Source organism: Streptomyces durhamensis, from assembly GCF_000725475.1.
Taxonomy (GTDB): domain Bacteria; phylum Actinomycetota; class Actinomycetes; order Streptomycetales; family Streptomycetaceae; genus Streptomyces; species Streptomyces filipinensis.
Window position 1 is genome coordinate 1 of record NZ_JNXR01000201.1, and the last position, 260, is coordinate 260.

At 67.3% G+C, this 260-nt stretch carries 1 protein-coding gene; it reads right to left on the bottom strand.

The genetic code is table 11. The features are described 5' to 3' along the window. The coding region (locus tag IO33_RS45485) for a cbb3-type cytochrome c oxidase subunit I (protein ID WP_037687652.1) at positions 1-260 on the bottom strand (260 nt) is incomplete at both ends.

The following is a 260-nucleotide window of genomic DNA, read 5'->3' on the forward strand; positions in this document are numbered from 1 at the left end:
AACAGCGCGGCCGCGAGGACCGGGAAGGCGAGCAGGACCAGCACGGCGGTCAGCAGCACGTTCCACACGAAGATCGGCATGCGGAACATGGTCATGCCCGGGGCACGCATGCAGATGATCGTGGTGATGAAGTTGACCGCGCCGAGGATGGTGCCGAAGCCGGAGAAGGCCAGACCCATGATCCACATGTCGGCGCCGATGCCCGGGCTGCGGACCGCGTCCGACAGCGGGGAGTAGGCGAACCAGCCGAAGTCGGCCGC